Origin of the sequence: Magnetospirillum sp. (assembly GCA_027532905.1) — a bacterium.
Classification (GTDB): domain Bacteria; phylum Pseudomonadota; class Alphaproteobacteria; order CACIAM-22H2; family CACIAM-22H2; genus Tagaea.
The window spans coordinates 369,204-394,720 of record JAPZUA010000002.1 but is presented as its reverse complement, the minus strand read 5'-3'; the positions used below and the strand labels follow the sequence as shown (position 1 = coordinate 394,720).

Below are 25,517 nucleotides of genomic sequence, written 5' to 3'. Positions count from 1 at the left end.
ACTGAGAACGTCCAAGCGACCCGCTTGGGTACATTCGTATTGCCAGAAAAGCAGAGACACCCCATGGCCAAATCGACCCTAGCCAGTTCAAGGCGAGACCTATTTGCACCAACCCGAGCAGGTTCCTTGCAGCTCTCCAATCGGATGGTGATGGCGCCGCTCACTCGAAACCGCGCGGGACTAGGCCTTGTCCCCGGCGAATTCGCAGCCGAGTACTATTCCCAACGCGCATCTGCCGGGTTGGTTATTACCGAGGCGACCCAGGTATCCGAACAAGCACAAGGTTACGCCGACACGCCCGGCTGCTACAGCGACGCACAAGTATTGGGCTGGCGCAAAGTCACAGACGCCGTCCATGCCAAGGGTGGCACCATTGTCGTGCAGCTGTGGCACACCGGTCGCGTTTCGCATGTCAGCTTCCAGAAGGACAGCGCGGCGCCAGTCGGTCCCTCCGCTATCCAGGCGAAGACAAAGACATTCGCCAAAGGCGGCATGGTCGATTGCTCGACGCCACGCGCACTCGCCGCGCACGAAATTCCCGGCATTGTCGAGAATTTCCGCCACGCGTCCGAGCGCGCGATCGAAGCGGGCTTCGACGGCGTGGAGCTGCATGGCGCGCATGGCTATCTGCTCGATGCTTTTCTGCGCGACGGAACCAATCACCGGACCGACCGGTACGGTGGTGCCATCGAGAACCGCGCGCGGCTCCTACTTGAAGTCGTCGCAGCTTGCGCGAAGGCGATAGGTGCAGAACGTCTCGGCGTACGGCTTTCACCGGTCTCGACCGCCGGAGATTCTCACGACAGCGACCCGCAGGCGCTGTTTGATCATGTCGTGTCAAAGTTGAGTCTGCTGAGACCGGCATATCTGCACGTCGTGGAAGGCGAGACCGGCGGCGCTCGAGACAGCATCCCCTTCGACTACGCAAAACTGCGCGCCGCGTTCGACGGTGTCTGGATGGTCAACAACAGCTATGACCGTCGGATGGCGATCGACGCCATCGCAAGCGGCCGCGCCGATCTGGTTTCCTTCGGGCGCCCGTTCATCGCCAACCCGGATCTGGTCGAGCGCTTCAAGTTGGACGCACCGCTCAACGCCCTGATGGGCAAAGAGACCTTCTACGGCGGCGGCACGCACGGCTACACGGACTATCCATTTCTGCAGCCGCTCGCCGTCGGCGCCACGGGGGCGGATTGAGCGGGACGCACGCCGCAGACTATTCGGCCCAGCGTCACTGCAAAAATTACGTGGCTACGACAGACCGAGCGGCCGCCGCCGACCGGTTTCCCGGCGGCGGGCTCGCTTAGTGGTCGGAGCGAGGGGACTCAGGCGATGGACCGCACCCCAGTCCCCCAGCTTTCTTTAAAGAGCATCCTTTAGACGCTGGTTTCCGCGCACTACGGCAAAAGGCAGAATAAACGGAAACCAACAGCAACACAGACACTTCAAAAGCTAACCCCATCCCTACCCTGCAATGTGAACCGCTCCAGTTCTCATCGAATGGGAGATCGCCGCTATTGGCTGTCAGCCGAGGCCGCTGATCCATTCGCGACCGGGCACCGCATCGAACAGGCTGCGCGTATAGGGGTGCGCGGGCGAGGCGAAAATTGCCGCCGTTGCACCCTGCTCGACGATTTCGCCGCGCTGCATAATGGCGATCTCCTCGCACACCGTTGCCGCAACGCGCAGATCGTGCGTGATGAACAGCATCGACAAGCCGAAGGCTTTGCGCAGGTCGTTCAGCAGTTCCAGAACCTGCTTCTGGACCGAGACGTCGAGTGCTGACACCGGTTCGTCCGCTACGATCAGTTTCGGCTTTACCGCCAGTGCGCGCGCGATGCCGATGCGCTGGCGCTGCCCGCCGGAGAATTCGTGCGGATAGCGGTCGACGGCCTCAGGCTTGAGGCCAACGAGACGCAGCAGCTCGCGCGCCTCGGCGATGGCCTGGTCGCGGGAAACGCCGTTGAGCATCGGCCCGAGTGCGACGATATCGCCCACACGCTGGCGTGGATTCAACGACGCATAGGGATCTTGAAAGACCATCTGGATGTGCTTGCGATAGGGCCGCAGTTCCGCGCGCGAGCGGCCACTGATGCGTTCGCCGTCGAGTTCGATCGTGCCGCTGTCGATGCTTTCGAGGCCAATAATGCAGCGCGCAAGCGTCGTCTTACCGGAACCCGATTCGCCGACAAGGGCAAGCGAGCTGCCGCGCTTGAGCTCGAGCGAAATCTTTTTTGCCGCCTTCACTTCGCGGGCCGCGCCGCCGAAGAAACCCGACGCGATACGGTAGGTCTTCTCGACGTCCGTCACGCGCAGCAGGACGTTCGGATCGGCGCCCGCTTCGCGCCCGCGCGGCTTGAGGCCGGGAACCGCCGCGATAAGTGCTTTCGTGTAGTCGGCTCGCGGGGCGTCGAGCACGTCGGCGGCAGCCCCCTGCTCGACGACTTCGCCGTGGCGCATCACCGCCACGCGATCCGCGATTTCGGCCACGACCCCGAAATCGTGTGTGATGAACAGCACGGCCGTGCCGTGCTTGCGCTGCAGTTCCTTGATCAAATGCAGGATCTGCGCTTGCGTCGTCACGTCGAGGGCTGTGGTCGGCTCGTCGGCAATGATGAGGCCAGGCTCGAGCGCCAGCGCCATCGCGATGACGATCCGCTGGCGCTGCCCGCCGGACAGCTGGTGCGGATAGCTCGCGACCATCCGCTCGGGATCAGGCAGATGCACGTCGCGGATGAGGTCGAGCACGCGTTCGCGCCGCCGCGCCGGCGAAAGATCAGTATGGATTTCGAGAATCTCGTCGATCTGCCGTCCGACCGGCATCAGCGGATTCAACGCCGTCATCGGCTCCTGGAAGATCATCGCGATCCGGCAGCCGCGCACGGCGCGCATCTCGTCTTCCGAAAGCTCGAAAAGGTTCCGCCCCTCGAACTGAATTTGGCCGCCGACCGCACGTACGTGCGGTCCCGGCAGAAGGCCGAGGATGGCTTTTCCCATCATCGACTTGCCCGAACCGGACTCGCCGACGATGCACAGTATCTCGCCCTTGCGGATATCGAGAGACACGCCCGCGACCGCGAGTTTCCGGTCCGACCAAGCCGGCAGCCCGACGCTCAGATCGCGGATCGAGATGGCGACTTCGCTCATAGATCCGCAAGCCTCGGATTGAGGGCGTCGTTGAGCCCTTCGCCGATCAGATTGATCGCCAGAACCGTGAGCAGAATCGCAATCCCGGGAACCGTGACGAGCCACCATGCCTCGCGCATGAACGAGCGCCCCGCACCGATCATGAAGCCCCAACTCATCAGGTTCGGCGCACCCAGGCCGAGAAACGACAGAGCGCTTTCGACGAGGATGGCAGTCGCCACCAACAGCGACCCCGTGACGATCAAAGGCGACAGCGTGTTCGGAAGAATCTGTTTGAGCAGGATGGCGGCGTCGCCCTGCCCCGCCACGACCGCCGCCTGGACGAACTCGCGCGACTTGACAGTCAGCACTTCGCCGCGCACGACCCGCGCGATGGGCGGCCAACTGACGGTCGCGATCGCGATCACGACGTTCGCCGCCGAGGGCGAAAGAACCGCGATCAACACGATGGCGAACAGAAACGACGGAATGGTCTGGAAGAACTCGGTCAAGCGCATCAGCGCGTCATCAATCGTTCGACCGTAATAGCCGGCGACAGCGCCAACGAAGGTACCGAACACAACGGCTGCAAGCGTGGCGAGCACGGCCATCACGAGTGTGGCGCGCGTCCCATGCAGAAGGCCCGCAAGCACGTCGCGCCCGAGACTGTCGGTGCCCAGCGGAAATGCCGCACTCGGGCTCGACATCGGCTTGCCAACGATCGCGAACGGATCGATCGGCGCCAAAAGATCCGCCGCGATCGCGACGACGAGCAGCAACGCGAGCCAAATCAGCCCGAGATAGACACGCGGATTGCCGAGAAATCGGTTCCAGAAGGTCTTCATCCGCTCACCCGATCCGAATGCGCGGGTCGAGAAAGACGTAGATGACGTCGACGATTAGATTGACCACGACGACAAGAACCGCCGACATGAAGAAGATGCCGAGCAGCAAATTGTAGTCGCGCGCGAACAGCGATTGGTAGGCGAGTTGCCCCAAACCCGGCCACGCGAAGATCGATTCGACGACGACCGAGCCGCCGATCAATCCGCCGGTCTGCACCCCGGCCATCGTCACCACCGGCAGCAGCGCGTTGCGAAACACATGCCGCGTGGTGATCTTGCGTTCGGTCTGCCCCTTGGCACGCGCCGTGACGACGTAATCGAGGCCGCGCTGTTCGAGCATCGAGGCGCGCATCAACCGCGCATAGAGCGCCAAATAGAACAGCGACAATGTCAGCGTCGGCAATACAAGATGATGGGCGATGTCCAAGATCCGCGCCCAGCCTTCGTGGAAGGCGACGACATCCTCCATGCCCGAGGTTGGGAACCAGTCGAGCCAGATCGAGAAGACGAGGATCAGCATCAGGCCGACCCAGAAAAGCGGCGTGGCGTAGACAATGATGGCGGCCACCGAGATCGCATTGTCTTTCCAGGTACGGACCCAGAGTGCAGCGAGCAATCCCATCAGGATGCCGAAACCGAGCGACAGCACGAGCGTGAACACCATCAGCAGCAACGTCGGCCCAAGGCGCTGGAGCAGTAAATCCAGCACCGGGGCACTCTGGCGGAAGGAATAACCGAGATCGAGGACGACCAGATTGCGCAGATAGTTGAAGAGCTGGACGTAGACCGGCTGGTCGTGCCCGAAACGCGCGCGCAACTGGTCGATATACTCCTTCGGTGCGCCGCCTGCCTCGCCCGCCAACACCGTTGCAAGATCGCCCGGCGCTAGCTGCAGCAGCAGGAAATTGACGATCACGACGCCGAAAACGACCGGCACAGTCTGAACCAGCCGTCGGACGATATAGCCGCCCAAGGAACCGGATTTCATGGCTGCGCGTCCCTCCGATCGGCTGCAGGCGAAAGAAAAAGGCGGTCTGCATCGCTGCAGACCGCCCCTTATTGCATTACTCGCGCCAGGCCCGGTCGAAGTTCGAGAAGATATTGAGCGGGCTCACGATGACGTCGCGGTAGCGCTTGTCGATGACGGTCGGGAACTTGACCTCGAGCACCCAAGCGATCGGCACCGCATCGGCGACGATCTTTTGGACCTCGGCATATTGCGCCGAGCGCTTCGCCGCGTCGGTCTCGATCGTGGCCATGTCCATGAGCTCGTCCGCACGAGGATCGCCCCAGCGCGCTCCGTTCACGAAGACCGTTCCCTGGCGGATGAACCGCGAGTGGACGGCGCGGTGCACGCCGAGCACGGGATCGGCGAGATTGAACAGCCAGTTCGAAGTCATGTCGAAATCGTAGTCGGTATAGGTGCGCTTGAGCCACGTCGCGACGTCCTCGTAGCGCGTCGTCGCCTTGATGCCGATCCGCGCGAGCGCCTGCTGCGTGTACTCGCCGAACCGACGCCATTCCTCGCCGTAGGGCGTGATGTCGTGCACGATCTCGAAGCGCGTGCCGTCGGCCTTGCGCGGGAAACCCGCCTCGTCGAGCAGACGGTTCGCCCGCTCGACGCCATCGGGCACGTTGTAGTTCGCGACGTTGGCGCTGTAGAGCCCCGTCGGCGCGAAATTCGAGCTAATCGGGCCGGTCGCCGGCTGACCGAAGCCAAACCAGATATTGTCGATGACGAACTTCCGGTCGATGGCGTAGGAGATCGCCTGGCGGACCTTCGGATTGTCGAAGGGCGCCTTTCGGGTGTTGAACATCAGCTCGACCACGGGCGACAGCATTTCGGAGCCGCGCGTTTCGATCTGGATGTTCGGCATCCGCTCGAGCCGTTTGACGTCGTTGTAGGGCACCGCACCGAGACCGGCGACATGCGCGTCGCCCTTTTCGAGTGCGGCTGCGCGGGTCGCGTTGTCGGCGATGAAGCGCACGACGACCCGATCGAGATACGGCAGGCCCGGCTTCCAATAGTCGGGGTTGCGATCGAGACGGACGAATTCGCCCCGCCGCCACTCGACGAATTTGAACGGCCCCGTTCCGATCGGATTGTTGGCGTTTTGATGGGTCCGGATGTCGCCCTGCTCGAAGATGTGCTTGGGCAGCATCGGGGTTTCGTAGCCCGAGAGCGCCGACATAATGTAGGGCGCGGGTTTGGCAAGGCGGAACACCGCCGTCATCGGATCGGGCGTCTCGACGGCTGTCACCTCGGCGAAGGTGTTGATGCCGCGCGGATGCACCTTCTTGAGCACTTCCATCACGGAGAATTGGACGTCGGCGCTGGTGAACGGTTTGCCGTCGTGGAATTTGACGCCCGGTCGCAGACGGAATGTGATCGTCTTGCCGTCGTCGGCGACCGTCCAGGATTGCGCCAGAGCCGGAACCGGCTTCAGATTGAAGTCGTATTCGAAGAGCCCGTCATAAATCTTGGCGGCGACCTGCCCGACCGGCGAGGCGGTCGAAATGTAGGAGCCCAACGTCGGCGGCTCGGGTTGGGTGATCTGCACCAGCGTGCCGCCGCGCTTTTGCGCCGCAGCCGGCTCGGCGGCGAAGATCGCCCCGGCGAAACCCACACCGACCGCAAGGACGGCAGTGGCAAAACGTCCGACAAAACGCATCGCACATCTCCTATGGTGGCCAAAACCCTGTTCAAACGCCCCTCGGAGGAGGCTTGCAAAAACCATAACGGCTCGTATTGGATTGCGGCCATTGCTCATTTTCGATACGTTATGCGCATTCTGCATTAGGTCAATGCTGCACAAGGAAACGCATGGAAGTCGAATGGCTGGAGGATTTTGTCAGTCTCGCGGCGACCGGCAATTTTTCGCGTTCGGCCGACGACCGCAACATTAGCCAGTCGGCATTCAGCCGTCGTATCCGCGCGCTGGAGCATTGGCTTGGCACCGATTTGATCGATCGGTCGCGCTTTCCAACGACACTTACGCCCGCCGGCCATGCATTTTATCAGACGGCGCTCGACGTCGTGCGCATCCTGCACCGCGAGCGCGCGGAGTTGCGCGGCATGGTCCAGCGCGACGAACGCACGATCACGATCAGTGCGACCCATACCCTGGCGATCCATTTCGCGCCGAAATGGCTGCAAGCCGTGCGGCGGCTCGGCGGCGGGGAAATCGCCGTCAAGATGATTGCAGCCGATCTGCACGAATGCGGCCAAGCCTTGATGGAAGGTGCGTGCGATCTCGTCCTCGCCTACGACGCGAAGTCGGTGCCGTCGGTTTTCGGCATCGCGAAGTTCGAGACCGTGACAATCGGGGCCGACGTCATCCTGCCGGTTTCCGCACCCGGCAAACGCGGGCGCCCGCTGCATGCCATTCGGGGTACAGGCACCGAGCCCTTTGCGCTACTGGCCTATGCGGGCAATTCCTATCTCGGGCGGCTCGTCGGCTCGGCACTCGAGACGTGGAATCTGAGCGGTCGCGCGCACCCTTCTTACGAAAGCGCGCTCGTCGAGGCGCTCAAGGGAATGGCGCTGGCGGGGCAAGGCATCGCCTGGCTGCCGCGCGCCGCGATCGAAGCGGACTTGGCCGAAGGCCGTCTGGTCGCCTGCGAGGACGCACGCAAATACGCGTTGGACGTCGAAATTCGGGCCTACCGCCGTTCGGCGCGCGAGCGTTCGATCGTCGAACATATTTGGCGCGCCTTGGCCGCCTCGCCTAAAGATCATGCAAATTCTGCATAAGCATTGTGCAAACGGAATTTCAAAACGGCAACGTCCGCAGCTAACCTGAATTACCGGTCGATTTTACCAAGGCGGTTTCAGATGCTCCTTTCCAAGTTTGCGCGCGTCAATCTCTCCCACGCACCAACACCTTTGGAGCCCCTTGATCGGCTGCGCGCGGCACTCGGCGGTCCGCGCCTGTGGATCAAGCGCGACGATTGCACCGGCCTCGCGCAAGGCGGAAACAAAGCGCGCAAGCTCGAGTTCCTCGTGGCCGACGCGTTGGCCAAGGGCTGCGACACGCTGATCACGCCGGGTGCCGTCCAATCCAACCATGTGCGAATGACGGCCGCCGCCGCCGCACGGTTCGGGCTCAAGGCGCACGCGGTTCTCGAACGCCGCGTCACGGCAACGGATACGGACTACGAGGAAAACGGCAACGTCCTGCTCGACGAATTGCTCGGCTGCCCGCGGACCTACGTGCCGAGCGGCGCCGACGTTGCTGCCGCCTGCGCCGACGTCGCGAAGGATCTCGCGGCAAAAGGTGCGAAGCCCTACGTCATTCCGGGCGGCGGCTCCAACCCGGTCGGGGCACTCGGCTATGTCGCTTGCGCCGTCGAACTCGTCGAGCAAGCCAAAGACAACAACATCAAAATCTCGCGCGTCGTGCACGGCACGGGCAGTTCCGGCACGCAAGCCGGGCTCGTTGCCGGCTTTGCCGCGCTGCGCAGCTCAGTTGAAGTTTTCGGCATTTCGGTGCGCCAGCCGCGCAAGAAGCAGGAAGAGATCGTCTTCGATCTCGCGTGCCGCACGGCCGAGCATCTCGGCCACGCCGGCAGCGTCGAGCGCGCGCGTGTATTCGCGGACGACGGCTATGTCGGTGCGGGCTACGGCGTACCCACCCCGGGCATGATCGAAGCCGTGACGCTGCTCGCACGGACCGAGGGGCTCCTGCTCGATCCGGTCTATAGCGGTAAAGCGATGGCCGGCATGATCGACCATATCCGTAAAGGCACGTTCGGCGCCGACGAGAATATTGTGTTCCTGCACACGGGCGGCGCCACGTCGCTGTTCGGCTACAAAGCGCTGTTCCTGCCTCGGGCCGCATGAGGCAGAGTTGAGCCAAGCGCTTTCCGTCGGCGAACTTGCGCTGCGTTGCGCGCGCGGCCAATTGTCGAGCCAAACACTCGTCCGGAATTCGCTCGACGCGATCGAAGCCCAGAACGGCAAGCTGCACGCCTTCGTCGAGGTCTTCGCCGAAGCGGCGATGCGGCGCGCCGAAGAACTCGACCGTCACGCGGCTAAAGCGGGTGCGGTCGGCCCGCTGCACGGTGTGCCGATCGCCGTCAAAGATCTTGCCGACCTCGAAGGACGCGCGCCGGGCTTCGGGTCGAAATGCTACGCCGCCCAAGTTCCGGCGCGAACTGCACCGGCGATCCAGCGCTTGATCGATGCGGGCGCCGTGATCGTCGGCATGACGCATATGGTCGAATTCGCCCTCGGTGGCTGGGGTACCAACTACGCGATGGGCACGCCATGGAACCCGGTCGATCCCCATGTGCATCGCGCCCCCGGCGGATCGAGCAGTGGGTCGGCCGTTGCGGTGGCTGCCGGTCTCGTTCCCGCCGCGATCGGCTCGGATACTGGAGGCTCGATCCGCATTCCAGCGTCGTTGTGCGGCATTGTTGGCTTCAAACCCACCTTTGGACACATCCCACTCGACGGCATCGCCGCGTTGGGCCCGACCTTCGACACGCTCGGCCCGATTACGCGCAATGTGGCGGATGCGCGCTTACTCTATTGCGTTATGGCGGGGCTGTCTGTCGTTGAAAGCCCGCCCCGCCGCCTGCTGCGCGTGGGCACGCCGGAACCTGCCCAACTCGAGCCATGCGATCCCGACATTCTTGCAAGTTACCGCCGGTCGCTCGACCGGGTGCGCGCAATGGGCCATACCCTCGTGCCGATGGCGTTTCCCGAAGCGCTGACCGAGTACCAGGCGCTGTGCGGCAGCATTGTGGCTTACGAGGCCTATCGCCAGCATCGCGCCGTCGTCGAGGATCCAGCAACGCCAATCGATCCGCATGTACGCCAGCGCGTACTTTCCGGCCGCGACATCGACGCAAAGCAATACGACGCTCTCCAGGTGCGGCGGCGCACGTCCGTCGCCGAATTCAAGGCAGCGTTTGCCCAGTTCGACGCGATCACGCTGCCGGGCACACCCCTGCCCGCTATTCCCGTTGCCGACATCGACGAAACGACGATTCCGATGTCGCGCTATACCCGCGCAGCGAATCTTTTGGAACTATGCGCAATAAGCCTGCCCAACGGTTCGACCACCGCAGGCCTGCCGACGGGATTCCAGCCGCTCATGATCGGCGAAGGCGACATGGCCTTGCTCGACTTCGCCGAGCATATCGCCGCGACCGTCGCAGCCGCCTAATCTCGCGACTGGCTTTGTGCCATTCGAGACTTCAGGCAGCACGCGTTTCGTTTCGAAAAACACGAAACCCGCCGACCGGTTTCCCAGCGGCGGGCTTCTTTGATGGTCGGAGCGGCGGGATTCGAACCCACGACCCCCAGTCCCCCAGTTCTTCAAATATTAAATATTTTCAATGTTAGTTTCCGTGTTTTTAGGCAACAAAAAGAATTGAGTGGAAACCAAGGGCATCTAAGGCCCTTCGAAAGCAACGCCTACCCTCGCCTTTCATTTCGAAATCTTGGCGATGGTCTAGCGGCATCGATCGAACGAACTGGTGTCCCGTAACCCGAAGTTCGATTCCTCTACGGCGTGCCGTAGTGGATGTAGGTGAGAACCTTTGGCGTGAGATATGTAACTTTCAAATAACGACGTAAATTATTGAAAAATATAATATATTCTCCTAAGCTCCGAAACGTGAAATAGCTAAAAAATCTTAATCGGCTTGGTTTGAAAACTCGATTTGGTCAGCTAAGAGCCAAGACTCGCCTAAGTTAAAGAACCTGATCGAGGAACTCACGGGTTCTTGGATCACGCGGCGACGCGAATATGTCTCCCGGCGCACCATGCTCGACAATGCGCCCTCTGTCGGTGAAATAGACGTGGTTTGCCACTTCGCGCGCGAAGCCCATCTCGTGTGTTACCAGCATGCACGTCATGCCGTCTTCGGCCAGTTCGCGGATTGTGACCAGAACCTCTTTTTTGGTCTCCGGATCCAGCGCGGCGGTAACCTCGTCGAACAGCATGATATCGGGGTTCATAGCGAGCGAGCGAGCGATCGCGACGCGCTGCTGCTGCCCACCGGACATTTCTCCGGGATACGCGTTCTCCTTTCCCGCCAACCGGACCTTGGCCAACAGGCGGCGCGCGTTCGCTTCGGTCTCGGCCCTGTTCCGCTTCAGCACGTGCAGCGGGGCCATCATGACGTTGTCTAGCGCCGTGCGGTGCGGAAAAAGATTGTATTGCTGGAACACCATGCCAATCTTGCGGCGCAACGCCAGTTTGTCGAGCTTCGGATCACGCACCTCCTGTCCCTCGACGAGGATCGAACCGCCATCAAACGGTATCAGCGCGTTGATCAGCCGTAGCAGAGTCGACTTTCCGGAGCCCGAAGGGCCGATGACGCAAACGACTTCGCCTTTGGCGACGTCAAAGGTAATCCCTTTGAGCACCTCGATGGCGCCGAAGGATTTGTGCACGTCGCGAATGGAAACAATCGGGTCGCCTGGTTTCCAGCTCATGGATCAGCCCGCCTACTGCGTGACATTGAAGCGCCGTTCGAGCCGCGCGGTCATTCGCGCGATCGGGTAACAGTATAGAAAGAAGAAACAGAGAAGCATCGCGTACATCGGCAGCAGAAGTCCCTCGTGCTTTTCTGCGTTGAGCGCCGCCTGGGCAAGCGACATCGCATCCGCAACGCCGACGATGGAAATCAGCGGCGTCGACATGGTGAGGATCGCATACCAATTCATCCAGGGCGGGGTCATACGCTTGATAGTTTGCGGAAGGATAACCATCCACAATGTCTGCCGTCGCGAAAAGGCGAGCGCTTCTGCTGCCTCCCACTGTGTCGCCGAAACCGATCGGACAGCGCCGCGCACGATTTCCGAAACATTGCCCATGACCGGTAGCGAAAGCCCGATCGTCGCCTTGAGCCAGCCTGGCATCGGCACTTTCACGTCGAGCATTGTAAATTCGAACGGAAGAAGGAACGTGACGAAAAAAAGCAACGCCAGCCAAGGCGAGTTCCGAAAAAATTGCGTGATCGCCCAACTAGCCGTCCGCAAGGTGCGGGAGTCTGAAACCTGCGCAATCCCAAGCAGTAGACCAAACGCCGTACCGATCGTCATCGCGAGAAAACTTACGAGAATGTTCAGTGCGAAACCACCGAATTGTCCAGCCGGGCCAAACAAGATCAGCGGCATCCATTTGAGCAGAAGTTCGACGACCGACGCTCGTGCCGGGGCAGCGAGCGCAGGCGCGGCAGCAAGCGTGAGAAGAAACGTCGCGACAACGATCGCGAGAGACCAACCCGAAAAAAAACCAGTGACCGCCGATGCGTCGCTACTCTTGGCAGGCACTGCCAGGACGGCGAGCCGCGTCACGTCGAGTATCCCGGGATCCGCAGGCGCCTCTCCCAACTCGTCATCGCCCAAACGAGAAAGGCAACGACCGAGACATACGTCAGGAGCATGACGATCATCATCTCTCGGACGTTCAGGCGATCAGCGTAGATTTGAGCGGCTGCATACAGAATCTCGGGCACCGCGATCGCGTAAGCCTGAGACGTAGTTTTGACAAGATTGATCAGATTGTTGTTCAGCGCCGGAAGGCACACCCGGAAGCCGAGCGGCAACACGACGTACCGGAACGCCTGCAAGCGTGTGTAGCCGAGCGCTTCGGCCGCTTCGACCGTTGAACGCGGCACGGCTTCGATGCCAGAGCGGAAAATCTCGACGTTGTAGGCGCCTGCAAACAGCGACAGAGAAACCACAGCCCAACCGAAGCTTCCCAAAACCGGCTGAGGCACGCCCCATTCGTTGATGACTTCGGGCATTAGCGGCCCAATTCCGAAATAGAAGAAGTAAAGCTGCACAAGTGGCGGCGTATTGCGGAAAAACTGAACGTACCCTTGTGCGATTGCGCGAACCAATCGCGACGATGCGCCTTGCATCATTGCACCGGCAGCGCCCACGACGAGCGATAGCACGACGCAAACAACGCCCAACCGGATCGTGCCCAGAATTCCTTTGAGGAACTGGCGTCGGTCGAACGGATCGTACAGCACCGAAAAATTCCAGCCGATACTGTCCCGAACGAAGAGTCCCAGATCGGCTAGAATGTCCAATGTCGTTCCCTGTCGGAGAGCCGCCGACCGGTTCTTACCGGTCGGCGACAGCTATCGAGCATTAACCGCCCGTACGCGGCGTGTTTTTGTACTTCGCATTCATATCGAGGAGCCATTGGGTCTGTGGAATTCCCCACTTCTTCTCGACCTCAAGCAGATAGCCGGTCCGGTGCCAGTCCTCGACGATCGCCGAGATGGCTTTGCCATAGGCGCCGTCGCGCTCCGCCAGCGGCACGGCGAGAATCCAAGGCGCGGGTTCTATCGGCGGCAGTGCCAATTCCCATTGCGCCCATTGCGGCTGATTGCTGTAGGGCAGGAACGCTGTATCGTCCCACAGCCAGCCGACGCAGCGACGCGCCAAGGTGGCTGCTTCCGCCTCTGGACGCGCGGGGAACGTGATTAGTTCGGCACCGTAGCGCTCTTGCACGAGTCGATTGTACCAAGGGCCTTGAATGGCGCAAATAGGTTTGCCTCTCAAATCTTCCCAGCGCTTCAGCCCCACCGACTTAAGTGAAAAGAGGGCGACGCTCGCCGCGTAGTAGGTCGGATCGATCGCGCCAACAATCTGCCGCCGCTCGGGCGTATCTGTCAGCGTCGCGAGCACCAGATCGATTCGGCCCTGACGGAGGAAATCGAGGCGGTTCGACGACAAAACAACGACAATCTCCACCGCAACGCCAAGGCGTCGACCAATGTCGTTCGCCATATCGATTTCCATGCCCTGCGGGCGGCCCTGCGGGTCGAGCATGCCCCACGGCGGATAGTCGGTCTTGACGCCGATCGCGATCTTGCCAGCCTGACGGATACGATCGAGCGTCTGCGCGCTCGCATCGTTTCCTTGTCCGATGAGAAGCAACGCGAGCACCGCAAGCATTGTGCGCACAAGAGTCATTTTCTGCCTCCGTTAAAATTGTCGTTCCGCTGAAAGCCAGATTCCGCACCAGCGCGATCGTTCGAGTATGACGCAATCGCCCTTCAGTGCGAGGCACTCGTTCCTCGCCAGCCGAGCCACTTCAAGGCTTGGGCGCTGCCGACAATCGTCTGATTTCACGAGGAATTTCCCGGTCTTTCGACGATAAGCGTCGTTGGGCTTTGTCATAAAAATGATTCATAGTGTTAGTTGGCAACGTCGAACGTGCCACTCCCGCTCTAGAATAATAAGGACCGGCAGCGCTTCGACGAAACTCCATAACGTACTTTTATGGGGTCTATCGTCGGGCGATGCAGGACATACGTCTCTTACGGATCGCACATGGCGGAGGAGTCGGTTGGCGCGTTATTCCTGGTTGCGTCTGGTGCGCGAAGCGATGCGCAATCAGTCGGGATGGACCCCCGCTTGGCGCGACGTCGCGCCGAGAGATGCTTACGACATCGTGATCGTTGGCGGCGGCGGGCACGGCTTGGCCACGGCCCACTACTTGGCCAAGATGCACGGGTTGACAAACGTTGCCGTGCTGGAGAAGGGCTATATCGGGTCAGGCAATGTCGGGCGCAATACGACGATTATCCGGTCAAACTATCTATTGCCCGGCAACACGCCATTCTACGAATGGTCGCTCAAGCTTTGGGAAGGGCTCGAGCAGGATATCAACTACAACGCAATGGTTAGCCAACGCGGCGTGCTCAATCTCTACCATTCCGACGCCCAGCGCGACGCGTACGCGAGGCGGGGCAACGCGATGCGCATCGCCGGTGCCGACGCCGAACTTCTGGATCGCGATGCTGTGCGCAAGATGGTTCCGTATCTGGATTTTGACAATGCTCGTTTTCCGGTACGCGGCGGTTTGCTGCAGCGACGCGGCGGAACTGTGCGACACGATGCGGTCGCATGGGGCTACGCGCGCGCGGCCGACCAACGTGGCGTCGATATCGTTCAGAATTGCGAGGTTACTGGCATACGTATCGAGCAGGGACGCGTGCTGGGCGTCGAGACAACACGCGGCTTCGTGGCCGCGAAGAAGGTCGGTTTGGCTGCCGCCGGAAACTCGTCGCGCGTTGCGGCGATGGCGGGGCTGCGCCTGCCCATCGAAAGCCACGTATTGCAGGCGTTCGTCAGCGAAGGGATCAAACCACTGATCGACACCGTCGTCACCTTTGGCGCTGGGCATTTCTACATCAGCCAATCCGACAAAGGTGGGCTTGTCTTAGGCGGCGACATCGATGGATACAACTCATACGCCCAGCGCGGCAATCTTGGCGCGGTAGAACACGTGCTGGAAGAGGGGATGGCGCTTATGCCAATGATCGGCCGCCTGCGCGTTTTGCGGAGCTGGGGCGGCGTCATGGACATGTCGATGGACGGCTCGCCTATCATCGACCGGACGCCCGTCGCCGGGCTCTATTTGAATGCTGGTTGGTGCTACGGCGGCTTCAAGGCCACGCCCGCATCCGGCTGGTGCTTCGCCCATACGATCGCGACAGACGAACCGCATCCGTTCAGTGCGGCCTATCGCCTCGACCGTTTTGCCACTGGTCGGTTGATCGATGAAAAAGGCCAAGGCGCGCAGCCCAACTTGCAGTGAGGTTCCCAACGACATGCTCATCAACTGCCCCCATTGCGGACCGCGACCGATCCACGAATTTGTCCAGCTCGGCGCCGCCGCGCCCAAACGCCCCACCCTGGATTCCGGCGTCGCGGCGTTCGTGGAGTACGTCTATATGCGCGAGAACCCAGCCGGCATACACAGCGAGATATTCCAGCATGCGGGCGGGTGCCGTGCGATTCTGGTCGTCGAACGAGACACGGTCACCCATGCGATCAATTCCGTTCGGCCGGCCGGAGTAGCGGCATGAACGTGCAGGCGCATCGGCTAACGCAAGGCGGTCAGATTGATCGTACGCGTCCCCTCAGTTTTTCGTTCGACGGCCGGTGCCTCCAGGGCTATGCGGGCGACACCTTGTCGTCGGCCCTACTCGCCTCGGGCGTGCGGCTCGTCGGCCGGTCGTTCAAGTATCATCGCCCGCGCGGGATCCTGTCGGCCGGACCGGAAGAGCCGAATGCGCTGGTCGAGCTGCGATCCGGCGCGCGACGCGAACCAAATACGCGCGCAACGCAAATCGAGATCTATGACGGCCTCGAAGCTGCGAGCCAAAATCGCTGGCCCTCGCTCGCTTTCGACGTGCTTGCAGTCAATTCGTGGTTCGGGCCGTTGCTCGGTGCTGGTTTCTACTACAAAACCTTCATGTGGCCCGCCGCGTTTTGGGAACGAGTTTATGAGCCCTTGATTCGACGCGCCGCCGGTCTGGGGCGCGCTTCTGGGCTCGAGGATCCGGACCGCTACGAGAAAACAACGCATCATTGTGACCTACTCGTTATTGGCGCTGGACCGGCCGGTCTCATGGCGGCGCTTGTCGCCGCGCGAAGCGGTGCGCGCGTGACGATCTGCGAACAGGATTTCGCCCTCGGCGGACGGCTTCTGTCGGAAAATGACACCATCGACGGCGCACCGGCAGTCACATGGATCGCCGATGTCGAAGCGGAACTCGCGAGCTTCGCGGACGTGACGGTCCTGAGGCGGACGACCGTCGTCGCCACATACGACCACGGCAATTACGCGGCCGTCGAACGCGTTGCCGATCACGTTCTAACGCCCACCTACCAGCCGCGTCAGCGCCTGTGGCGAATTTATGCCCGCGCCGCTGTTTTGGCCGCCGGCGCGATCGAGCGGCCGCTCGTGTTCGGCGACAACGACCGGCCCGGCGTGATGCTGGCGGGCGCGGTCCGTACTTACGTCAATCGCTTTGCAGTCTTGCCGGGCAGGCGGGCGGTGGTGTTCGCGCCGTCGGATGAATCGGCTCGCACGGTTGACGACCTTTCGCGAGCGGGCGTCGCGATCGCCGCAATCGTCGACCCACGGACCGCGTCGAGCGATGTGCTGCGCGCCGCCGCACGCCGATCCGGCGCGCCGCTGTACCAAGGTAGTGTCGTGCGGCGTGCAATCGGCGGCAAATGGGGAATTGTCGCGGCTGAAATCCATACCGGCAGCAAAATAGTGCGCGCCGAGTGCGATTTGTTGACGATGTCCGGCGGATGGAACCCGGCGTTGCACCTATCGTCCCATCTCGGCCACCGGCCCGTTTGGAACGCCGAAATTGCCGGATTTGTCGCCGTCAAACTGCCGCCTGGCATGCGGATCGCTGGGGCGGCCGCCGGGCACGGTGAACTTGCCAATTGTCTCGCCGACGGAGCGGCTGCGGCTTGCGCCACCTTGGATGAACTGGGTTTCGCTGCGACGCGCGTCGTACCGCCCGAGACGGCAGCGGAATCACCATCCGGCGCGCCGCTTTGGCGGGTACGCAATGCTTCGGGAAAGTCGTTCGTCGATTTCCAAAACGACGTAACCGACGAGGACGTTGAACTCGCCGCGCGCGAGGGTTTCCGACGTGTTGAACATATGAAGCGCTACACAACGCTGGGCATGGCGACGGACCAAGGAAAAACGTCCAACGTCAACGGTCTCGCGATCATGGCGGAGATAACAGGAGTGCCGATGGAGACTGCCGGCACCACCGTGTTCCGCCCGCCATATACGCCCGTAGCGATCGCCGCGTTCGCGGGACATGCACGAGGCCTGCATTTCCGCCCGACCCGTCGCGCGCCGACGCACGAATGGTCGCAGGAGAAAGGTGCAGTGTTCGTCGAGGCCGGCGCTTGGCTTCGTGCGCAGTACTATCGGCAACCCGGGGACAAGGATTGGCTCGATGCGGCGAATCGCGAAGCCAAAAACGTTCGCGAGAACGTCGGTTTCTGCGACGTATCGACGCTCGGCAAGATCGATATCCAAGGCGCGGACGCCGGAGTTTTTCTGGACAGGCTTTACTGCAACATGTTCTCGACGCTGGCGCTGGGCAAGGTCCGCTACGGCGTGATGTTGCGCGAGGACGGCATCGTGCTGGACGACGGCACGACTGCGCGCCTGTCGGCTCAGCGCTGGCTCATGACGACGACGACAGCGAATGCGGCTAAAGTTTTGCAACACATGGAGTATTACCACCAAGTCGTCTGGCCGTCGCTGGATGTACGTTTTACGAGCATCACCGACCAATGGGCGCAAGTCTCGCTCGCGGGACCGCGCGCGCGCGAGGTGCTCGCGAACCTGGTCGATCCTTCGCTGGACGTGTCGAACGAAGGGTTGCCTTACATGGGTGCGCGCGAAGGCCGACTGAAGTTCGGCGCGACTGCGCGAATTTTCCGCATATCGTTCTCCGGCGAGCGTGCCTACGAAATCGCAGTCCCCGCCCGGTGGGGCGATGCGTTGATGCGCGCGCTGATGGAGTGCGGTCGAGCACACGGCATTGCACCCTACGGCACGGAAGCGTTGACGATATTGCGCGCGGAAAAAGGACATTTTGCCGGCGGCGAATTGAACGGTCACACGACCGCCCGCGACCTCGGCGTGGGCAGGATGATGTCTGTAAAAAAGGACTTCGTGGGTCGGGCGCTGGCAGGCCGCACGGCATTCGAAGAACCGGAACGACCGATATTGGTCGGGTTTGCGCCGCTTGATCGCAACGCGAAACTCGATGGCGGCGCGCATTTCTTTGATGTCGGGGCATCTTCGGACATGGTCCATGATCTCGGCTATATGACGACTGCCACTTACTCGGCGACGCTCGGCCATTGGATCGGCCTCGGACTGCTGGCCAACGGACGCTCGCGGATCGGCGAGACGCTGAGGGCCGTCGATTTGGTGCGAGGCAAGGATATTCAGGTCCGCGTCTGCGAACCGTGTTTTGTGGATCCGGATGGGGAGCGATTGCGTGGCTGACGGAACCTTTGCGGCGTTGTCCGCCTTTCACAACGTCGCGCCCGCCGGGCGCCACGGCAACCCCGACGGCGTGCCAGGCGTTCGGGCGCGGTTGCTGTCGCCACTGTCGATCGCGCTGATTGCGCCGACACCGGGAGCGGGCGACCTATGTCTCGGTGCGCTCGCCGCTGCATACGGTGCCGACTGGGCAAATATTGCGCCGCGCCGATCGTCGCCAGGCGTCGCGGGGGCACGGCTTTCCTGGTCCGGTCCCGGCCGGTTCATCATGACGCTCTCGGAGGACGTCGATATCGAAGCACGGCTGCTCAAGGTTTGCGGCCAATCCGCGGCGATCGTCGATCAGTCCGACGGCCGCTTCGTTTTGCAGCTCGACGGACCGCGCGTGCGCGAGACGCTGGCCAAGGGCGTGTCGATCGATCTTCATCCGAAGGCCTTCAGATCCGGCGACACGGCGTTGGTCCAGATCGCGCATCTGCAAACGCAATTGACCGCGATCGACGAAGCGCAAGGATTTGAACTGATGTGTCCCCGAGCCGCCGCTGGCGACATATGGCATTGGCTCGCGGAGTCCGGTGCGGAGCATGGCGTTGAGCTGGAGCCGTTTGAATGACACCTCCCTATACGCTCACCCTCTCCTGTCCCGACCGTCCAGGCATCGTCGCAGCGGTCGCATCCCATCTGTCGGAGAATGGCTTCAACATCGTCGATGCTCAGCAATTCGACGATCCGGAGACCAAGCGATTTTTTATGCGTGTCGTGTTCGGGCCGTTCGAAGACGGCGCCGTGCTTGCCGACTTTGATCGTGTTGCCGAGCGCTTTGGCATGGAATGGCGCCTACGGAGTGCCGACGACCGGCCCCGCGTTCTGATTCTCGTTTCCAAGTTCGACCATTGTCTCGTCGATCTCATCTACCGCACTCGGATCGGCGAACTCGACATGAACATCGTCGGTATCGTCGCCAACCATCCGCGCGAGACATATGCACTGGTCGATCTTGGCACCATAGCTTTCCACCATTTGCCCGTGAGGAAAGAAACTAAACTCGAGCAAGAAACACAGCTCGCCGAACTGGTGAACGAAACCCGCGCAGACTTGGTCGTACTCGCGCGCTATATGCAAGTCCTCTCGGACGGGCTAGTTGCAAAGCTGCCGGGCAAGTGTATCAACATACATCACTCGTTTCTGCCGGGGTTCAAAGGCGCCAAGCCCTACCACCAGGCACATGCGCGAGGTGTCAAGTTGATCGGTGCGACGGCGCACTTCGTTACGTCGGACCTCGACGAGGGACCGATTATCGAACAGGATGTCGAGCGGATAACGCATCGTGACACGCCCGAGGACCTCGTACGCAAGGGGCGCGATATCGAACGCCGAGTGCTCGCTGCCGCAGTGCGGGCCTTCATCGAGAACCGCGTGCTGCTCAATGCACACAAGACGGTCCTGTTCCGATGACGCCCCGATCCGCAATCGACATGGCGTCCTTAGATCGGATTTATGCCGGTGCGTCCGCAGCCCGGAATTGCTAGGCTTAGAAGATGGCCCAGCGCCGCAAAAAATCCAGCCCGCGCGACCTTCCTTTCGAGCTGCGCACGCTGCAGATTTACGAAGCCGTGTGCAATACCGGATCGATGACGGAAGCGGCGCGCCGATTCCGGATGACGCAGCCCGCCGTTTCTCACGCGATCGGAACGCTGGAGCGGGTGCTCGGCGTCAAGCTGATCGACCGCAAACTTCGCCCGCTCGGCGTGACCCCAGCGGGGGCAACGCTACGGCGCAGGGCTGAGCGGATTCTAGAAGAAGCGCTCCAGACGGTTCCGGCCGTTCTAAAATCGGCGCGCACCAAACTGCCGCATGTCCGCCTCGGGATCGTTCATTCGCTCGCCGCTTCGCTCGGCCCGCCGCTGGCGAAGTCGTTGAGCGATGCCGCCGCGCATACGACTTTGTTGTCCGACCTCGCCGCCGGTCTCAGTGAAAACCTACTCCGCCGCCATGTCGATATCATCGTGTCTTCTGAGGACTTGCAGGATCTCGACGGCATCGAGCGCCACTCAATTTTGGTCGAACCTTTTCTGATCATCGTGCCGCGCGGGCGCGAGCAACTCGGGCGCGCAGGCCTGCAGGTACTTGCGCGCGAAATGTCCTTCTTGCGCTATTCGGGGCACTCGCAGACCGGTCTTTTGATCGAGCGTCATTTGCGGCGGCTCGGGCTCGACATTCCTCGCTACATGGAATTCGACCTGAGTTCCGCGCTTGTTGCCGCAGTGGCAGAGGGACACGGATGGGCGCTGACGACGCCGATATGCCTGCAAGAGGCGCGAGTTCGTCCGGAACTTGTGCTGCCATTGCCGCTTGCCGCACCCGGCTTTACCAGGCGCATCACGCTTATCGCCCATCGCGGCGAACTTGGCGATCTGCCGCGCGCGCTGGCTGAACGCGCGCGTCGCGTCGCGGAAACCCGTCTGCTGCCCGATATCCGGGCCCTCGTTCCATGGCTCGGCAACGCCATCGAAATCGACCCGAGGACGACATGAAAATCGCAAGCATCGAAGCAATTCCCGTCAGCATCCCCGCGACACGCACCTGCACCTGGGCGTTCGGTCGGTCTTACGGGCACACGCGTACCGTCGTCAGGGTCCTCACCGAAGACGGGCTCACCGGCTGGGGCGAAGCGCCCGGCGACGGGTCGGCCGCCGTCATCGCCCAGCGTCTGGCGCCGCGTCTTGCGGGCGCCAACGCGTTCGAACGCGAGACCGCGCTGCGCCTGTGCCTCGGCGAACACAGGGATTTCGGCTATCTCGCCGATCCAGCGGGCGCGCTCGCCTTCGCTGGTATCGAAATCGCGCTGTGGGATATCCTGGGCAAAGCGACCGGCCAACCGATCTTCCGCCTTCTCGGCGGCCCCGTCCGCGACCAGGCACCCTTCGTATCTTACGCTTACACGGTGGCACTCGAAGAGGGGCACGCGCTGGCCGACGTTCCCGGCATCATGGCCGACATCGCCCGACGCTCGATCGCCGCGTCCGGCGCCTGCGCGTTCGAATTCAAGATAGGGCGCCACCCGGTCGAAACGGATATCGCGACCGTGCACGCGGTGCGCACCGCTCTCGGCCCCAAGATCGACCTTGCCGTCGATGCCAATCTCGGGATGGGGATCGACAAAGCGCGTCGTTTTTTGGCAGGCGCCGGGCGCGAGCTTGCGGACATCGAGGAGCCCGTCGCCCGTCTCGACGACATGCAACGCCTGCGCGCCGATTTCGGCGTGCCAATTTCAACCCATTGCACCGATTTCGAGAAGATCAAACACTATCCGGGCATCGATAATCTCGTCGGCGACCTGAATGTCGATGGTGGCTTGGGCGGCTGCATGCGCGCGGCCGCGATTGCCGCTGCGATCGGCAAGCGGTTCTGGCTACGGTCGAACGGCGAGACGGGTATCGGCTGGGCGGCCTTGTCTCATTTCGGGGTTGCCTGTCCCGAGGCGGACCGCCCCGCCCAGTCGCTCATCGACTGGTGCGAGGACGATCTGATCGATGGGCCCGTCTGGCATGTCCGCGACGGCGGCGTCCGCCCGCCCGAGAAACCCGGGCTGGGCATCGAAATCGACCAAGACTCGCTCGCGCGCTACGCCGAGCGCTACCGGAAAAACGGCCCCTTCACCCGCTTCGACGCGTCCTGACGGAGAACGGCATGATCCACGCGACGGTGACGGCAGCAGAAATCGAGCGACTTTCTTGCTTGGCGCTTGTCCGGGCGGGAACATCGCCCGAAAACGCCCACTCGGTCGCGGCGTCGGTCGCGCTTGCCGAATTGCAGGGAATCTCGAGCCACGGGCTTCTGCGCCTCGGCACCTATTGCGACCACGCCGCCTGCGGAAAGGTCGATGGCAGGGCGAAGCCAGAACTGTCTAAGCCGCGCCCCGGTCTCGTCGTGGTCGATGCCAAAACAGGCTTCGCGCATCCGGCGATTGACCTCGGCGTTCCGGCACTCGTCGAAGCGGCGCGCGCGAACGGAACAGCGATGCTGGGCGTCGTCAATTCCTACAATTGCGGCATCGTCGGCGATCATGTCGCGCGCATAGCGCGCGAGGGGCTTGTGGCGCTCGGCTTCGTCAACGCGCCCGCATCGATAGCGCCTTGGGGCGGCCGAACAGCGCTGTTCGGCACGAACCCAGTGGCCTTTGCCGCGCCGCGCGCCGATGGCGATCCGTTGGTCCTCGACCAATCATCGAGCGTCGTGGCGCGCGGGGAGATCATGCTGCGTGCGAAATCCGGCGAGCCGATCCCCGAGGGCTGGGCGCTTGACGCACAGGGCAATCCGACCCGCGACGCCGCGGCCGCGCTCAAAGGAAGCCTGCTGCCGGCGGGCGGACACAAAGGGTCAGGTCAAGCATTGATGGTAGAGATCCTGGCCGCGGCCCTGACAGGCGCGCATTTCGGCTTCGAGGCGTCTTCCTTCGCCACGCCGGACGGCGGCCCGCCGCGAACGGGTCAGGCATTCTTCGCGGTCGATCCGGCGGCGTTCGGTCCGGGCTTTGGTGAACGCGTGGCAGCGCTGATGGCGCGCATGACCGAACAGCCCGGGGTTCGCGTGCCAGGTGCTAAGCGTGCGGCCGCAGCAGCGACGGGTCGAGCGCACGGAATTCGCCTCACCGTTGCCAATCTGGCGGATTTGCGCCAAAGGGCCGGCGAATGACTTTCGCGCGCGAACTCGGGGCCTTTGCCGCCAACCTTGCAGTTGCGGCCCTGCCACCCGACGTCGATCGGGAAGCACGACGTTGCTTACTCGATACTCTTGGAGTGGCGATTGCCGGCGCGCGCCATCCAATGCTTGAAGCCGTAAGCAGGACGGCGCGCGAAATTTACGGCACCGGTGCTTGCCGCACGGTCGTCGCCGGTTGCGATCTTACACCGGCAGGTGCAGCGTTCGTAAATGGGACTGCCGCACATGCCTGGGACTTCGACGACACCTGCTATGCCGGAATAGTCCACGCGAGTGCGGTCGTGTTGCCCGCAATCACCGCACTTGCGCAATCGCGCAATTCCACATACGGCGACTTGCGCGCCGCCTTTGTCGCGGGCGTAGAAACGATCTACGCCCTCGGCGACTCGCTCAGCAACGCCGTCTATTTCGACGGATGGTGGACGACCGGCCTATTCGGTTCCATCGGCGCGGCCGCAGGCGCTGCGCGCATTCTCGGACTTGATGCGCATGCCTCCGCGATGGCTATCGCGCATGCAGCGACTGCGGCAGCGGGATTGCGGGCGGTCTTGGGTACGGCGGCTAAGCCCCTCGGCTGCGGGCATGCCGCCCGACTCGGCGTCGAATCGGCCTCGCTTGCGGCGGCGGGTCTCGACGCGCGGCTCGACATCTTCGAACACCGTTTCGGCTTTGCCGCAACACGCGGCCGTGCGCTGGCGCCCATACCCCTGCCGTACAAGGTGTGGCGCATGCTTTCTCCCGGCGCGGCACGAAAGATATTTCCCGCTTGTTCTGCCGTGCAGGCAGCCGGCGAGGCGTTTCTCGAACTCAAACGCGAATATGCGATCGAGGCGGAAGCGATCACCGCCATCGAGTGCGCCACTACACGCTTGGTGGTTGAATCCCTCATTTTCGAAAGGCCCGAAACGACAGCGCAAGCCCAGTTTTCGATACAAGCGGCCCTCGCCTGCCTAATCGATACTGACCGCTTCGGCGTTAAGGAACTCTCCGAAGAGGCATGGCAAGCGCCGCGCGCCGGTGTCCAGCTCAACAAAATCCGTATGTCTCATCAACCTGGCCTGTTCGACGAAGTAAGTGAACCGGAAGGGGCAGAGGTAACCGTTATTCTGGCAAACGGCGAACGCTTGCGGCGGCGGCTTGCAATTGCGACGGGCACACCTGGACGCCCGATGACAGACGAACAGCAAGCCAAGAAATTTGCCGACTGTGTCACGCCTAGCCTAGGCGCCGAGGGAGCAGAAGCGCTCCAGCTCTACGTGCTTCAAGGCGATGGATCGATACGCTGGCGGCAGGAAGCTCCGGCTAAAAAAATCTGAAGAACTGGGTGCACGGCGTTTCTGAGCGAAGAAATCGATCGACGCCATGCCTTCGGCAGGTCGATCAATCGCGAAGAAGACAGGACGTTCAGCGCCTGTAGGCACGAAGCCTGCCTCAGTGACGCCGGACAATCGGCGCGAATGGGCGCTTGGGAGCCAAGCGCCCAAGAAGATCGATCCGGCGTCGGAGGTTCAAATTCGTCGCCTCAAGCCAAGATATTGCCGCGCACATACAGGATAGAATGCAGTCGCTTTAGCGAAGATTGTGCCCCGTCGCGCGCTTTGTGTCGTTACACACAAAATGGCGTGCCGTAGCGGGCGAAGCTGGGCAGTATTGGGACTGCCTTCTGTGCCCATCAATGGCCGATTGCAACGCGCGTAGGCCGGATAGGTTCTCACTTTCGTCGCCGTTGGCGTGCCATAGTGGATGTAGGTGAGAACCTTTGGACAGCGACCGAATCGGTGCAAGACGTTGAAAAGCCTCGCTTCTAGCTTGGCGCCAGCGAACTACGGGTTATTCCAGGAAGCGCTGGTTCAGGCGAACCTGATGTTTCGTCCCTGTCGGTCGCTAAGCGGGGCCATCGAGCGCCCGTCACACGGTGGGGACACTCGAGCCTTGGCCTGCGGCCGCCGGATCGGGCGTACTTCAACTGACAGCCGCTCCACTTATAGAACCCGAAAAACTA

Annotated in this window: 21 protein-coding genes; 13 read left to right on the top strand and 8 right to left on the bottom strand. The window is 62.0% G+C overall.

Annotated elements, in window-relative coordinates; translation table 11 throughout:
• The first annotated feature begins 63 nt into the window (after positions 1-63).
• Positions 64-1,197, top strand: coding sequence for an alkene reductase (locus tag O9320_09970; GenBank protein ID MCZ8311169.1), 1,134 nt, complete (start codon positions 64-66; stop codon positions 1,195-1,197).
• 327 nt (positions 1,198-1,524) lie between these two features.
• Here the strand turns inward: O9320_09970 and O9320_09965 are convergent, their stop codons facing one another.
• The 4 genes from O9320_09965 to O9320_09950 all read right to left on the bottom strand — a co-directional run bounded on the left by O9320_09965 (position 1,525) and on the right by O9320_09950 (position 6,643).
• A complete protein-coding gene (locus O9320_09965) occupies positions 1,525-3,147 on the bottom strand; it encodes an ABC transporter ATP-binding protein (GenBank protein MCZ8311168.1) in 1,623 nt (540 codons plus the stop codon).
• Positions 3,144-3,971: an ABC transporter permease gene (locus O9320_09960; protein ID MCZ8311167.1), complete on the bottom strand. Its 828-nt coding sequence runs from the start codon at positions 3,969-3,971 to the stop codon at positions 3,144-3,146. The genes O9320_09965 and O9320_09960 overlap by 4 nt, the downstream gene beginning before the upstream one ends.
• Before the next feature lie 4 nt (positions 3,972-3,975).
• Positions 3,976-4,959 carry an ABC transporter permease gene (locus O9320_09955; protein ID MCZ8311166.1) on the bottom strand — a complete coding sequence of 328 codons (984 nt, stop codon included), beginning with the start codon at positions 4,957-4,959 and terminating at the stop codon, positions 3,976-3,978.
• A gap of 76 nt (positions 4,960-5,035) precedes the next feature.
• Positions 5,036-6,643 (bottom strand): ABC transporter substrate-binding protein, encoded by a 1,608-nt coding sequence (locus tag O9320_09950; protein MCZ8311165.1) that lies wholly within the window; start codon positions 6,641-6,643, stop codon positions 5,036-5,038.
• 152 nt (positions 6,644-6,795) lie between these two features.
• Here O9320_09950 and O9320_09945 point away from each other — a divergent pair, with 152 nt between their 5' ends.
• From O9320_09945 to O9320_09935, 3 genes are all read left to right on the top strand, one after another.
• Positions 6,796-7,725 carry a LysR substrate-binding domain-containing protein gene (locus tag O9320_09945; GenBank protein ID MCZ8311164.1) on the top strand — a complete coding sequence of 310 codons (930 nt, stop codon included), beginning with the start codon at positions 6,796-6,798 and terminating at the stop codon, positions 7,723-7,725.
• Between the two features lie 81 nt (positions 7,726-7,806).
• Complete coding sequence (locus O9320_09940) at positions 7,807-8,814, top strand: D-cysteine desulfhydrase (GenBank protein ID MCZ8311163.1); 1,008 nt, start codon at positions 7,807-7,809, stop codon at positions 8,812-8,814.
• 7 nt (positions 8,815-8,821) lie between these two features.
• Entirely contained in the window at positions 8,822-10,144 is a 1,323-nt protein-coding gene (locus O9320_09935) for an amidase (protein MCZ8311162.1), read from the top strand.
• A gap of 530 nt (positions 10,145-10,674) precedes the next feature.
• Here the strand turns inward: O9320_09935 and O9320_09930 are convergent.
• The 4 genes from O9320_09930 to O9320_09915 all read right to left on the bottom strand — a co-directional run bounded on the left by O9320_09930 (position 10,675) and on the right by O9320_09915 (position 13,920).
• Entirely contained in the window at positions 10,675-11,421 is a 747-nt protein-coding gene (locus tag O9320_09930) for an amino acid ABC transporter ATP-binding protein (protein ID MCZ8311161.1), read from the bottom strand.
• 12 nt (positions 11,422-11,433) lie between these two features.
• Entirely contained in the window at positions 11,434-12,285 is an 852-nt protein-coding gene (locus O9320_09925; GenBank protein ID MCZ8311160.1) for an amino acid ABC transporter permease, read from the bottom strand.
• On the bottom strand, positions 12,282-13,028 hold the full coding sequence (locus O9320_09920) for an amino acid ABC transporter permease (protein ID MCZ8311159.1): 747 nt from the start codon (positions 13,026-13,028) through the stop codon (positions 12,282-12,284). The genes O9320_09925 and O9320_09920 overlap by 4 nt, the downstream gene beginning before the upstream one ends.
• Before the next feature lie 61 nt (positions 13,029-13,089).
• The gene (locus O9320_09915) at positions 13,090-13,920 is read right to left on the bottom strand and encodes a transporter substrate-binding domain-containing protein (protein ID MCZ8311158.1); all 831 of its coding nucleotides are present in this window, start codon (positions 13,918-13,920) and stop codon (positions 13,090-13,092) included.
• A gap of 415 nt (positions 13,921-14,335) precedes the next feature.
• On the opposite strand from O9320_09915, the gene O9320_09910 reads away from it, so the two are divergent.
• From O9320_09910 to O9320_09870, 9 genes are all read left to right on the top strand, one after another.
• Positions 14,336-15,550, top strand: a complete 1,215-nt coding sequence (locus O9320_09910; protein ID MCZ8311157.1) for a sarcosine oxidase subunit beta family protein — start codon at positions 14,336-14,338, stop codon at positions 15,548-15,550.
• Positions 15,513-15,821 carry a sarcosine oxidase subunit delta gene (locus O9320_09905; protein MCZ8311156.1) on the top strand — a complete coding sequence of 103 codons (309 nt, stop codon included), beginning with the start codon at positions 15,513-15,515 and terminating at the stop codon, positions 15,819-15,821. The genes O9320_09910 and O9320_09905 overlap by 38 nt, the downstream gene beginning before the upstream one ends.
• Positions 15,818-18,796: a sarcosine oxidase subunit alpha family protein gene (locus tag O9320_09900; GenBank protein MCZ8311155.1), complete on the top strand. Its 2,979-nt coding sequence runs from the start codon at positions 15,818-15,820 to the stop codon at positions 18,794-18,796. Before O9320_09905 ends, O9320_09900 begins: the two co-directional genes overlap by 4 nt.
• Positions 18,789-19,406, top strand: coding sequence for a hypothetical protein (locus tag O9320_09895; GenBank protein MCZ8311154.1), 618 nt, complete (start codon positions 18,789-18,791; stop codon positions 19,404-19,406). The genes O9320_09900 and O9320_09895 overlap by 8 nt, the downstream gene beginning before the upstream one ends.
• Positions 19,403-20,248, top strand: a complete 846-nt coding sequence (purU, locus tag O9320_09890) for a formyltetrahydrofolate deformylase (protein ID MCZ8311153.1) — start codon at positions 19,403-19,405, stop codon at positions 20,246-20,248. Before O9320_09895 ends, purU begins: the two co-directional genes overlap by 4 nt.
• An 83-nt stretch (positions 20,249-20,331) precedes the next feature.
• Positions 20,332-21,327: a LysR family transcriptional regulator gene (locus O9320_09885; GenBank protein MCZ8311152.1), complete on the top strand. Its 996-nt coding sequence runs from the start codon at positions 20,332-20,334 to the stop codon at positions 21,325-21,327.
• Positions 21,324-22,472 (top strand): mandelate racemase/muconate lactonizing enzyme family protein, encoded by a 1,149-nt coding sequence (locus O9320_09880; protein ID MCZ8311151.1) that lies wholly within the window; start codon positions 21,324-21,326, stop codon positions 22,470-22,472. The genes O9320_09885 and O9320_09880 overlap by 4 nt, the downstream gene beginning before the upstream one ends.
• A gap of 11 nt (positions 22,473-22,483) precedes the next feature.
• Complete coding sequence (locus O9320_09875; protein ID MCZ8311150.1) at positions 22,484-23,488, top strand: Ldh family oxidoreductase; 1,005 nt, start codon at positions 22,484-22,486, stop codon at positions 23,486-23,488.
• On the top strand, positions 23,485-24,831 hold the full coding sequence (locus tag O9320_09870; GenBank protein ID MCZ8311149.1) for an MmgE/PrpD family protein: 1,347 nt from the start codon (positions 23,485-23,487) through the stop codon (positions 24,829-24,831). The genes O9320_09875 and O9320_09870 overlap by 4 nt, the downstream gene beginning before the upstream one ends.
• Positions 24,832-25,517 lie beyond the last annotated feature (686 nt).

What these genes read in the sequence shown, in the direction of transcription:
- O9320_09970 (MCZ8311169.1), top strand. Translation starts at nt 64, where the DNA reads ATGGCCAAATCGACCCTAGCCAGTTCAAGGCGAGACCTATTTGCACCA.
- O9320_09965 (MCZ8311168.1), bottom strand. Translation starts at nt 3,147, where the DNA reads ATGAGCGAAGTCGCCATCTCGATCCGCGATCTGAGCGTCGGGCTGCCG.
- O9320_09960 (MCZ8311167.1), bottom strand. Translation starts at nt 3,971, where the DNA reads ATGAAGACCTTCTGGAACCGATTTCTCGGCAATCCGCGTGTCTATCTC.
- O9320_09955 (MCZ8311166.1), bottom strand. Translation starts at nt 4,959, where the DNA reads ATGAAATCCGGTTCCTTGGGCGGCTATATCGTCCGACGGCTGGTTCAG.
- O9320_09950 (MCZ8311165.1), bottom strand. Translation starts at nt 6,643, where the DNA reads ATGCGTTTTGTCGGACGTTTTGCCACTGCCGTCCTTGCGGTCGGTGTG.
- O9320_09945 (MCZ8311164.1), top strand. Translation starts at nt 6,796, where the DNA reads ATGGAAGTCGAATGGCTGGAGGATTTTGTCAGTCTCGCGGCGACCGGC.
- O9320_09940 (MCZ8311163.1), top strand. Translation starts at nt 7,807, where the DNA reads ATGCTCCTTTCCAAGTTTGCGCGCGTCAATCTCTCCCACGCACCAACA.
- O9320_09930 (MCZ8311161.1), bottom strand. Translation starts at nt 11,421, where the DNA reads ATGAGCTGGAAACCAGGCGACCCGATTGTTTCCATTCGCGACGTGCAC.
- O9320_09915 (MCZ8311158.1), bottom strand. Translation starts at nt 13,920, where the DNA reads ATGACTCTTGTGCGCACAATGCTTGCGGTGCTCGCGTTGCTTCTCATC.
- O9320_09910 (MCZ8311157.1), top strand. Translation starts at nt 14,336, where the DNA reads ATGCGCAATCAGTCGGGATGGACCCCCGCTTGGCGCGACGTCGCGCCG.
- O9320_09905 (MCZ8311156.1), top strand. Translation starts at nt 15,513, where the DNA reads ATGAAAAAGGCCAAGGCGCGCAGCCCAACTTGCAGTGAGGTTCCCAAC.
- O9320_09900 (MCZ8311155.1), top strand. Translation starts at nt 15,818, where the DNA reads ATGAACGTGCAGGCGCATCGGCTAACGCAAGGCGGTCAGATTGATCGT.
- purU (MCZ8311153.1), top strand. Translation starts at nt 19,403, where the DNA reads ATGACACCTCCCTATACGCTCACCCTCTCCTGTCCCGACCGTCCAGGC.
- O9320_09885 (MCZ8311152.1), top strand. Translation starts at nt 20,332, where the DNA reads ATGGCCCAGCGCCGCAAAAAATCCAGCCCGCGCGACCTTCCTTTCGAG.
- O9320_09880 (MCZ8311151.1), top strand. Translation starts at nt 21,324, where the DNA reads ATGAAAATCGCAAGCATCGAAGCAATTCCCGTCAGCATCCCCGCGACA.
- O9320_09875 (MCZ8311150.1), top strand. Translation starts at nt 22,484, where the DNA reads ATGATCCACGCGACGGTGACGGCAGCAGAAATCGAGCGACTTTCTTGC.
- O9320_09870 (MCZ8311149.1), top strand. Translation starts at nt 23,485, where the DNA reads ATGACTTTCGCGCGCGAACTCGGGGCCTTTGCCGCCAACCTTGCAGTT.